A 10,469-nucleotide genomic window follows, 5' to 3' on the forward strand; every position below is an offset into this window, starting at 1 on the left:
ATATTTAATTAATTGAGATAATTAAATATCTATTACCCGGTTAAGATCACCAATTTTTATGTAATCTTTCCATGAATAGATAGAATTGAAAAAAGAGATTAAGTTGCTAATAAAGGTGGCTTTCCTTGATTGGCTTGGCGAGGTCGCTGATACATATTGCCATAGCCTTTGGTGTTGCATAATCTTGCACCTGCTTTAGTGTATCAAATAAATTGATCCTAAGCTAGTTATAACAAACTGATTAATTATGCTGTTTTGTAATTTGTCAGGAAATCGATATGGCTATTGGTTTAATTAAATAGAAGATGAGACAAGTTAAACTAAACAATAAGTTATAGGGCATTACAGCCCTATGACTACTATATATTTGAAGATTATAATAAACTATTAAAGTAAATAATTTATTAAATCTTAAGCAAACAATTCTTATTACCTAATATTATTTTGCTTGACAAGATGCTGGTGTTAATTGAAGTGAAAAAATCTTTTCATCATCGATATAATAGTGATAATTCGCACCATTCGGGAAGAAAGCCCTTAATGATTTTATTTCAGGAAGATCACTACAATATGTTTGACGTATGTTATCTAATATAATTTGCTGACTTTCAGGTACTAATAACGCATCTTTTGGTGTTTCTGTAATCTGATATTTATAATTAATAAAGTTATCTTTTGCAAAGATATCTACTAATGTAGTTATTTGATCTACTTTGATTGGTAATTGTTTTTTAGCTTCTGCAATAACTACTGCTTGAGAAGCATCATAGTTTTGGGATGACTGGGATGTTTTACTACTATCAGTATTAGTTGAATCAGATTTTGAATTATCACAGTTTACTAAAATAAAGCTCATAAAAAAAAGAGCCAATATTTTTAAAAATTTCATCATTATTTCCTCATTGTTATCGATTCTGATACGGTTATCATCAATACATCTTATAAAACTTGCAATTTGTTGCATCTAGTATAGTTTCGTTTAATCTTTATTGATTATTTTTAGGATGGAATAACAATAAAAACCTAATGCAAAACTGATGCTATTTTATATCAAAAAAATAAATAATTAATCACTTTTTTCATATCTTCAACATAAGATTATTAAAAAGCGATAAAAAAACTGTTGCACTTTTTTGAAAAACGAGTATTTTGGTAAAAATCAATTTTAAAATTACAAAAAAGTTAATCTACAACATTATGAATTTTTTACTCAATATCGTCCTCATTAACATTATTGTCAGCGTGGTCATTATTCCAACGCGGGGGCGTTTTTTGAGTTAAAATATGTTTACACATAAAATCAAAAAAAACCCCGCTCTTAAAAGTGGGGTTTTTTTTATGATTAATTAAAGATAAGAAAAACAAGTGAGGAATGAATGTTAGGAACACAGTGGATAGTTAAAACCTTAAAAGAAAAAGGTATTACCACCGTTTTTGGGTATCCCGGTGGACAAATTATGCCTCTATATGATGCACTTTACGATGGTGGTATTGAACATGTTTTATGCCGTCACGAACAAGGTGCGGCTATGGCAGCTATCGGATATGCACGAGCTACCGGCAAAATAGGGGTTTGTATTGCTACCTCTGGTCCAGGCGCAACTAATATTATAACTGGACTTGCCGATGCTTTAATTGATTCTGTTCCGGTAATAGCCATAACAGGACAAGTACCTAACAGTTTAATTGGAACCGATGCTTTTCAGGAAGTGGATGTGTTAGGTTTATCATTAGCTTGCACAAAACACAGTTATTTAATTAATGATGCCAAAAAGTTACCTAATATTTTAGAGGAGGCGTTTAGTCTGGCCAATTCGGGAAGACCCGGTCCAATATTGATTGACGTTCCGAAAGATATTCAACTAGCTGACCTTAATTACCAACAATATTTAACCTTCCCGCCACAACCTAATGATACTGATAAAATTGAATTACCTGCTATCTCTCAAGATGAGATAAAACTTGCCAAAAACATGATTGCCAAAGCGCAAAAACCTGTACTTTATATTGGCGGTGGTGTTGGTTTATCAGGTGCAATGCCAGAGTTGCAAGAGTTTATGGCTTTAACTCAAATACCCAGTGTCTCGACACTTAAAGGATTAGGTACAGTTGATCTAGAAAATCCCTATTATTTAGGTTTAATTGGTATGCACGGATCTAAAGTAGCTAATTTAGCCGTTCAAGAGTGCGATTTATTAATTGCTTTAGGGGTTCGATTTGACGATAGAGTAACAGGTAAACTTAATGAGTTTGCCCGTAATGCAAAAGTGATTCATGTGGATATTGATCAGGCCGAAATCAATAAATTAAAACAAACTCATTTAGGCTTACAAGGTGATATAAAACAAATTCTACCCCAACTACATCAAACCGTATCAATAGATGAATGGCACAAAAAAATTAATCGCTTAAAAGAACAATATCCAACACGTTATGATCATCCAGGACAAGCCATTTACGCACCTGCTCTACTAAAAACGATTTCTGAACGGAAAACTCCGACAACCATTATCACTACCGATGTAGGACAACATCAGATGTGGACAGCACAACATATGCGTTTTACTCATCCACAAAATTTTATTACTTCAAGTGGGCTTGGTACCATGGGTTTTGGTTTACCCGCAGCTATTGGCGCGCAACTAGCCCGACCAAATGATTGTGTAATTTGTGTGTCGGGTGACGGTTCTTTTATGATGAATGTTCAAGAACTTACTACGATAAAACGCAAAAAATTACCCATTAAAATTGTATTAATTGATAATCAACGCTTAGGAATGGTAAGACAGTGGCAAGAGTTGTTTTTTAACGAAAGATATAGTGAAACTAACTTGTCTGATAATCCTGACTTTCTGACATTAGCAAAAGCCTTTAATATTCCTGGTGAAAAAATCAGTAAAAAATCAGAAATAGAGCCGGCGTTAGATCATATGTTCAGTTCATCAGGTGCTTACTTATTACATGTCTGTATTGATGAATTAGAAAATGTATGGCCATTAGTCCCACCTGGTGCGGCCAATGAAAATATGTTAGACAAAAGTATTAAGGAGTAAGCGATGAACGAAATAGCTAAGCATAAACTTACGATGAAGGCTTACGATAAATTAGGCACTCTGGAACGTATTTTACGGGTCATTCGTCATCGAGGAGGACATATTGAGAGTCTACAAATGCAATTAGATGCTGAGCAGATTTTAACACTAACCTTAGAGTTAACAACTGATCGTTCGATCTCAGCTTTACAAAATCAACTACTTAAATTAGTTGATATTATTTCGGTTGAACTATAACTTTTTATTACCAATAAAGGTCGATATAACAAATAGTTATAGCAACAAGCGTTTATTTTTTAGCAGTTAAACAAAATAGGAAGTATAGTATAATGCTCAGGTGTTAATTGATAAGAAACATAGAGTAAGACTTATACTTAACAAAAAGTAAAATTTAAGAGGAAAACAAAATGGGTTCTACAGCAAAATCTGATTATATTTGGTTTAATGGTGAAATGGTTCCATGGGCAGATGCTAAAGTACATGTAATGTCTCATGCGTTACATTATGGTACATCTGTTTTTGAAGGAGTTCGTTGTTATAATACACATAAAGGTCCAGCAATCTTTCGTCATAAAGAACACGCCCAAAGATTATTAAATTCAGCCAAAATTTATCGTTTTCCTGTTCCCTATTCTCTTGAAGAAATTATGGAAGCGACTCGACAAACAATCAGAAAAAATAAATTAGATAGTGCTTATATCCGCCCATTAGTATTTATTGGTGATGTTGGCATGGGAGTCAATCCGCCTGATGGCTATAAAACTGATGTAATGATTGCGGCTTTCCCTTGGGGTGCATACTTAGGTGAAGATGCGTTGGATCAAGGCATTAATGCTATGGTTTCATCATGGAATCGTGTAGCCTCTAATACCATTCCTGCGGCAGCTAAAGCTGGTGGTAATTACCTATCCTCATTATTGATCGGCTCAGAAGCACGCGCTAATGGCTTCCAAGAAGGTTTGGCATTAGATGTGCATGGTCACCTTTCAGAAGGGGCTGGTGAAAATGTATTTATCATTAAAGATGGTATCTTATTTACTCCTGTTCTATCCTCATCAGCACTTCCAGGTATTACTCGTGATGCAGTATTAACACTAGCACGTGATTTAGGTATTGAAATTCGTGAACAAACATTATCCCGTGAATCACTTTATTTAGCAGATGAAGTCTTCATGACTGGTACTGCGGCTGAAATTACCCCTGTTCGCAGCGTAGATCGTATTGAAATCGGCATTGGTCGTTGTGGTCCAATTACCAAACAAATCCAACAAACATTCTTTGGTCTATTTAATGGTAAAACCGAAGATAAATATGGTTGGTTAGATCCAGTTAACTAAATAGAAATAGTTCAAATCCGCCAACTCATTCGGCGGATATTTTATATATAAAGATGATTGTCTATAACGAATTACGTACCGATAAAAATCGGTCGCTTGCATAAGAAAAATTGGGAGCAAGAAATGCCTAAATATCGTTCAGCCACCTCAATCGAAGGAAGGAATATGGCGGGAGCCCGTGCTTTATGGCGTGCAACGGGTGTAAAAAATGAAGACTTTGGTAAACCTATTATCGCAGTGGTTAACTCATTTACGCAATTTGTACCAGGTCATGTTCACCTCAAAGACATTGGACAACTTGTTGCCAAGCAAATTGAACAATCAGGTGGGATTGCCAAAGAATTTAATACTATCGCTGTTGATGATGGTATTGCTATGGGACATGGCGGAATGCTTTACTCTCTGCCATCAAGAGAATTGATTGCCGATTCTGTTGAATACATGGTAAATGCACATTGTGCTGATGCAATGATCTGTATCTCAAACTGCGACAAAATCACCCCTGGAATGTTAATGGCATCCTTGCGACTTAATATCCCAACTATTTTTGTTTCAGGTGGACCAATGGAAGCAGGAAAAACCAAGCTTTCTGACCAGATTATTAAATTAGATCTTGTTGATGCCATGATCCAAAGTGCTAATCCTAATGTTAGTGATGACGATAGTCGAGCTATTGAAGAATCAGCCTGCCCTACATGTGGTTCGTGTTCTGGCATGTTCACTGCCAACTCAATGAACTGCTTAACTGAAGCATTAGGACTCTCACTACCCGGTAATGGATCTTTGATTGCCACCCATAAACAACGCGAACAATTATTTCTGAATGCAGCCAAATGTATAGTCGAAATAACTAAACGTTATTATGAACATGATGATGTCTCTTATCTTCCTCGTTCAATAGCCACTAAAGCTGCTTATGAAAATGCCATGTCATTAGATATTGCTATGGGTGGATCAACCAATACCGTCTTACATTTACTGGCCACGGCTCAAGAAGGTGAAATTGATTTTACTATGTCGGATATTGATAAATTATCACGTAAAGTTCCTCATTTATGTAAAGTCGCGCCAAGTACAGCTATTTACCATATGGAAGATGTACACCGTGCTGGAGGTGTTGTAGCCATCATGTCTGAACTGGATAAGGCTGGTTTGCTTAACCGTAATGTTCATAACGTCCTTGGTCTATCATTGCAAGAAACATTTGCGCAATATGACATTACTCAAACTACCGATGAAACAGTGAAAAAAATGTTCCGAAGTGGTCCGGCAGGTATTCGTACCACTAAAGCATTTTCTCAAGACTGTTATTGGGATTCACTCGATGATGATCGCGAAAAAGGATGTATTCGAGATAAAGCCCATGCCTACAGCCAAGATGGTGGACTTGCTACACTATATGGTAACGTCGCTTTAGACGGCGCAATCGTTAAAACCGCTGGAGTGGCAGCCGAAAATCTCGTTTTTCGCGGACCAGCTAAAGTATTTGAAAGTCAAGAAGATGCTGTTGATGGTATCTTAGGTGGTAAAGTAGTTGAAGGTGATGTTGTTGTCATTATTTATGAAGGCCCAAAAGGTGGGCCAGGTATGCAAGAAATGCTCTACCCGACCAGTTATTTAAAATCAATGGGATTAGGTAAAAAATGTGCGCTTATTACTGATGGTCGATTCTCTGGAGGATCTTCCGGTTTATCCATTGGACATATTTCACCTGAAGCCGCTAATGGAGGACTAATTGGCCTTGTTCGTAATGGCGACATTATTGATATTGATATTCCGAACCGTAAATTAGTTTTAGATGTACCCACTTCGGAACTTGAGCGTCGGCGTGTTGCTGAACTTGAACGTGGTGATAAAGCATTTACACCACACAATCGCGATCGTTATGTCTCATTTGCACTCAAAGCCTACGCCAGCTTAGCAACCAGTGCCGATAAAGGTGCAGTACGTGACAAAAGCAAATTAGGTGGTTAATGATGAAACAGGTAGATAAAAAACTGACAGGTGCAGATTATTTAAAAGCGACACTATGTTCTGCTGTTTATGACGTTGCTCAAGTCACACCACTGGAAAAAATGGAAAAAATCTCCTCAAGATTACACAATCAAATTTTTGTGAAACGTGAGGATAGACAACAGGTGCATAGTTTCAAAATTCGTGGCGCACAAGCAATGATCGCAAGCCTGAGTGAAGAAGAACGTAAACAAGGGGTAATTGCTGCATCAGCAGGTAATCATGCTCAAGGTGTAGCTTTTTCTGCTACCAAGTTAGGAATTAGTTCTCTAATTGTCATGCCATTAACCACTGCTGATATTAAAGTTGAAGCAGTAAAAAGTTTTGGTGGTGAAGTACTACTTTATGGCGCCAATTTTGACGAAGCAAAAGCAAAAGCATTGGAATTAGTTAACGAGCAGAACCGTATTTTTATTCCGCCTTTTGATCACCCACTCGTCATTGCAGGACAAGGTAGTATAGCTATGGAGCTATTGCAGCAAAATGCTAAACTCGACCGCATTTTTGTCCCCGTTGGTGGTGGAGGTCTTGCTGCGGGTATTGCCGTTTTAATCAAACAAATAATGCCTTCAATTAAAGTCATCGCTGTTGAGCCAGAAGATGCCGCATGTTTAAAAGCAGCATTGGATGAGGGTAAACCTGTTGATTTAGATCGGGTTGGTTTATTTGCTGAAGGTGTAGCTGTTAAACGTATTGGAGATGAAACATTTAGACTTTGCCAACAATATATCGACGACATTGTTACTGTCGATAGTGACGAAATCTGCGCAGCAGTTAAAGATCTGTTTGATGATGTAAGAGCCATTGCCGAGCCTTCAGGTGCGGTAGCATTAGCCGGACTTAAAAAATATGTTGAAAAACATAATATTAGAGGTGAAAATTTAGCACATATTTTATCTGGTGCTAATTTAAACTTCCATAGTTTACGTTACGTTTCAGAACGCTGTGAATTAGGTGAAAAACGTGAAGTATTATTGGCAGTAACCATTCCTGAAAAGAAAGGTAGTTTTTTGAGTTTCTGTCAACTGCTTGGTGGTCGTTCTGTCACTGAATTTAATTACCGTTATCACGATGACCATTCGGCATGTATTTTTGTAGGTGTCAAAATCTCCAAAAGCAACGAAAAAGAAGAGATCATGCAAGAATTAACCGCAGCAGGCTATCAAGTAGTTGATTTAACTGACGATGAAATGGCTAAACTCCATGTCCGTTACATGATCGGCGGCAAACCGTGTAAGGTGATTCAAGAGCAGGTTTATAGTTTTGAATTCCCTGAGTCGCAAGGTGCTTTACTCAAATTCTTACAAACATTAGGCACGAATTGGAATATATCTATGTTCCATTATCGTAGTCATGGTACAGATTATGGTCGCGTACTTGCTGCATTTGAAATTGCTGATAATAATAATGATGAATTTAATAAACACTTAATGGCACTTGGTTATGGTTTCCATAACGAAACACAAAACCCATCATTACAACTATTTTTGACTAATCAACCTTAACCACTATCATGGCTATTCTCTATAAAAACAGAGAATAGTCATTTTTTAAATTTCGCTAATATTAAATAGTGATAAAAGTCATTCAACCATGATTGATTAGATGATTTAACCGTTACAATAATTAATCAAATCCTCTGACAATTGTAATCATTCGAGCGTAAAATTCAGTCATACAAATTCTACTAAACAAACAAAATAAAAACACATCTCAACATAGAATTAACCAACTCCATTAACTGATTTAAATACCTTCTAATACAGTGCAGAATTTAACAGGTTATCGGTAATGCGAAATCAAAAAATCAGCAATTTAACTGATTTTTATCAAAAAATATGCAAAAAGAAGATGTACACATTACATTTGCTTGGATTGAATTTAATGACGAAATATAATTGTAAAGAGGCTGGACTGTGGTAAAAATGGTAGTAAACAATGGATAACTAACACAAACTGACATAACCAACGAGTATAAACAATGTTCATAGAACCTTGTTTGTTGATTAACAATACACAGGCGCATAAGCGCCTTTTTTTATTGAAAGAAAAATGGCTATAACAAATCAAACAAATACTGAAAAAACACAAAAAGATTACTGGCGAACACCGCCAGAATTAATTAATGATGCACTAAGATTACTCAACATCAAAGGTTTCGATACTGATGTTTGCTGTGCAAGTGGAAATGAAAAAATTAAATTTGCATCAGCATATATCGATGAACAAGCGAATGCACTAACCAGTGAATTATGGTTTCTAGACTGCCAAAATGGATCAACCTCCTTTTGTAATCCACCTTTTTCAAAAAAATGGGAATTTTTCGAAAAAGCGGTAGAACAATCAAAAAAATGGAGTAAACAAATTTTAATAGTCTTACCATATACCCCCACAACGAAACAATGGCATCAAAATGTACATGATAAAGATTGTATTATCTATGTACCGGATGGACGTTATAATTATCTATTACCAGACGGAAGCAAACCGTCCAAAAAATGTTGTAACTTCGAAACATGCTTAATTTTGGTTGTACCTTTTAAGTGTGGAAACATTATTATTAATTATAAAAGAGGGTCAAATGGTAAAATTAAATTAGCTGACAATTAATGATAAGGACACAAAAAAATAATCGAACACCTAAATAACCACAGTCAAAGCTTAATCTCGCCAAGTGAAACATAAATCTATTACTTGGCATTAATAAATGGAAATATGATTGCCATAATAAACCTGCTAATCACCATTATTTTTTTGATTTTAACTCCGCCTATTCCTGTTAACAGTACTGCTTGTTGAACCTATTAACGCATTATCTGTATTTTTATTACTACTCTTTTTCTTAAAGAGTAAATTTTAGTAACTTTCACAAGTTTTTGTACTGCATTTTCGATGTTACTATCTCCTATCGGATCAACTAATGCAAGGTGAATTAATTTCCTTTTTTCAAGCATTAGACTGGTTAAAAATTCATTTGCTACCTCCGTTTTACCTCATTTTTAACAAGAACATCTACTGCTGTAATTGTAACCTGTTGACCTATTACCTTCGGTCGAATCACTCGCCAAGTAATCATTACAGCTTGAGCCATCCAGTTATTCTCAACCGCATTTTTACTACTATTAATACCTGTGCTTTATCACTTTCATCTCGCTGCGATGTTTTTATTTTTCTGATTGTGTGCATTCATGATGTAAAAATAATTCAGGAGTCTATACCGTTTAATCTTATTTAAACGACTTGAATTCAAGTACTAAGTGCGAATCTTAACTAAAATAAAGGTGACAATAAAAAAGGTAAGTCATTTATAATGATTAATCTGTCACCGACCAAAGTTGAGATTACATCATGAAATATAAACAACTTACCCGTAAAGAAAGATACCAGATTTCTTGTCTAAAGCGTATAGGTTTGAAGAAAAAAGTTATCGCTAAAATACTAGGAAGGCATGTATCAACCATTTATCGAGAGCTGAAGCGTAATAAAGACCCTCGCGGTTATTACTACCATAGTAAGGCGCATAAATTTGCGGTGAGCAGACGAAAAAACAATGGTAGACGAGCAATACGGATAAGTGAAACGACCTGGGGTTATATTACCTATAAGCTTGAAGAGCAATGGAGTCCGGAACAAATCAGTTATTTCACAGGTGTGAGTCATGAACATATTTATCAATATATTTATAAAGATAAGCAGCAAGGAGGCAATCTTTATGTGAATCTTCGACAAAAAAGAGGTCACAGGAGAAATAAACGATTAAGTCGTTATCAAAATCGAGGACGAATAGTGGACGGGTTAAGAATTGATACCCGACCCAATATAGTGGAAAAAAGAGGTCGCATAGGGGATTTTGAAGTAGATACGATTATAGGTGGTAATCGAAAGCAGGCATTAGTCACAATAGTTGAACGTAAAACAGGATTAGCCTTAATAAAAAAAGTTGAGCGAAAAACAGCAGAAGAGGTAAAGAAGGCAATAATTAGTTTATTAACAAATATAAAACATAGAGTTAAGACGATAACCTCTGATAATGGTCTGGAATTTGCGGAGCATAAAGCGATAGCAA

General features: G+C 35.8%; 9 protein-coding genes. 7 read left to right on the forward strand and 2 right to left on the reverse strand.

What is annotated here, in order from left to right; genetic code table 11:
* Positions 1-21: 21 nt before the first annotated feature.
* Both A9G11_RS14555 and A9G11_RS00460 read right to left on the reverse strand, forming a co-directional pair.
* Positions 22-180, reverse strand: coding sequence for a hypothetical protein (locus tag A9G11_RS14555; protein ID WP_218055995.1), 159 nt, complete (start codon positions 178-180; stop codon positions 22-24).
* 259 nt (positions 181-439) lie between these two features.
* Positions 440-964: a hypothetical protein gene (locus A9G11_RS00460; protein ID WP_141674308.1), complete on the reverse strand. Its 525-nt coding sequence runs from the start codon at positions 962-964 to the stop codon at positions 440-442.
* Between the two features lie 412 nt (positions 965-1,376).
* On the opposite strand from A9G11_RS00460, the gene ilvG reads away from it, so the two are divergent.
* From ilvG to A9G11_RS00495, 7 genes are all read left to right on the forward strand, one after another.
* Entirely contained in the window at positions 1,377-3,053 is a 1,677-nt protein-coding gene (gene ilvG, locus A9G11_RS00465; RefSeq protein WP_065617576.1) for an acetolactate synthase 2 catalytic subunit, read from the forward strand.
* A gap of 3 nt (positions 3,054-3,056) precedes the next feature.
* Positions 3,057-3,290, forward strand: coding sequence for an acetolactate synthase 2 small subunit (gene ilvM, locus A9G11_RS00470; protein WP_065617577.1), 234 nt, complete (start codon positions 3,057-3,059; stop codon positions 3,288-3,290).
* A gap of 170 nt (positions 3,291-3,460) precedes the next feature.
* A complete protein-coding gene (locus A9G11_RS00475) occupies positions 3,461-4,390 on the forward strand; it encodes a branched-chain amino acid transaminase (RefSeq protein ID WP_065617578.1) in 930 nt (309 codons plus the stop codon).
* Positions 4,391-4,513: 123 nt separating this feature from the next.
* Positions 4,514-6,364, forward strand: a complete 1,851-nt coding sequence (gene ilvD / locus A9G11_RS00480; RefSeq protein ID WP_065617579.1) for a dihydroxy-acid dehydratase — start codon at positions 4,514-4,516, stop codon at positions 6,362-6,364.
* Positions 6,364-7,908 (forward strand): threonine ammonia-lyase, biosynthetic, encoded by a 1,545-nt coding sequence (gene ilvA, locus A9G11_RS00485; protein ID WP_065617580.1) that lies wholly within the window; start codon positions 6,364-6,366, stop codon positions 7,906-7,908. Before ilvD ends, ilvA begins: the two co-directional genes overlap by 1 nt.
* 547 nt (positions 7,909-8,455) lie before the next feature.
* On the forward strand, positions 8,456-9,013 hold the full coding sequence (locus A9G11_RS00490) for a DNA N-6-adenine-methyltransferase (RefSeq protein WP_065617581.1): 558 nt from the start codon (positions 8,456-8,458) through the stop codon (positions 9,011-9,013).
* A gap of 738 nt (positions 9,014-9,751) precedes the next feature.
* Positions 9,752-10,469, forward strand: a 718-nt coding sequence (locus tag A9G11_RS00495) for an IS30 family transposase (protein ID WP_065617582.1), incomplete at its 3' end; no start/stop codon positions are given.

The organism is Gilliamella sp. wkB108 (genome assembly GCF_001690195.1).
Classification (GTDB): Bacteria; Pseudomonadota; Gammaproteobacteria; order Enterobacterales; family Orbaceae; genus Gilliamella; species Gilliamella apicola_L.

What these genes read in the sequence shown, in the direction of transcription:
- ilvG (WP_065617576.1), top strand. Translation starts at nt 1,377, where the DNA reads ATGTTAGGAACACAGTGGATAGTTAAAACCTTAAAAGAAAAAGGTATT.
- ilvD (WP_065617579.1), top strand. Translation starts at nt 4,514, where the DNA reads ATGCCTAAATATCGTTCAGCCACCTCAATCGAAGGAAGGAATATGGCG.
- ilvA (WP_065617580.1), top strand. Translation starts at nt 6,364, where the DNA reads ATGATGAAACAGGTAGATAAAAAACTGACAGGTGCAGATTATTTAAAA.
- A9G11_RS14555 (WP_218055995.1), bottom strand. Translation starts at nt 180, where the DNA reads ATGCAACACCAAAGGCTATGGCAATATGTATCAGCGACCTCGCCAAGC.
- A9G11_RS00460 (WP_141674308.1), bottom strand. Translation starts at nt 964, where the DNA reads ATGCAACAAATTGCAAGTTTTATAAGATGTATTGATGATAACCGTATC.
- ilvM (WP_065617577.1), top strand. Translation starts at nt 3,057, where the DNA reads ATGAACGAAATAGCTAAGCATAAACTTACGATGAAGGCTTACGATAAA.
- A9G11_RS00490 (WP_065617581.1), top strand. Translation starts at nt 8,456, where the DNA reads ATGGCTATAACAAATCAAACAAATACTGAAAAAACACAAAAAGATTAC.
- A9G11_RS00475 (WP_065617578.1), top strand. Translation starts at nt 3,461, where the DNA reads ATGGGTTCTACAGCAAAATCTGATTATATTTGGTTTAATGGTGAAATG.